The organism is Mesorhizobium sp. BHbdii, assembly GCF_053848045.1.
The window spans coordinates 1-413 of sequence record NZ_JBSPKX010000280.1 but is presented as its reverse complement, the minus strand read 5'-3'; the positions used below and the strand labels follow the sequence as shown (position 1 = coordinate 413).

Here is a 413-nt window from a genome sequence, read left to right as displayed (position 1 = left end):
CGGCCAACAGGCTGCGCAAGAACAGTCTTGGCGTCGGCGCCATCACCTTCATGGTGATCTCGGCGGCCGCACCCCTTACGGCGGTCGCCGGCGGCACCCCGCTCGGCATGCTGATGGGCAATGGCGCCGGCTTTGCCGGCACCTACCTGATCGTGACGGTGCTGCTGCTTCTGTTCGCGGTCGGCTATGTCGCCATGTCGCGCCATGTCGGCAACGCCGGCGCCTTCTACGCCTATGCCGCGCGCGGCCTCGGCGGTCTCGCCGGCGGCGCCACCGCGCTGATTGCCATCCTGTCCTACAATGTCATGCAGATCGGCGTCATGGGGCTGCTCGGCGCCGCCAGCTCCGGCCTGTTCGCCGGTTGGGGCATCAACCTGCCCTGGTGGGTGTGGAGCTTTATCGCCATCGCCATC

At 68.0% G+C, this 413-nt stretch carries 1 pseudogene; it reads left to right on the top strand.

The features are described 5' to 3' along the window. Positions 1-413, top strand: a pseudogene (locus tag ACWTU8_RS33035) (amino acid permease); the annotation flags it as partial.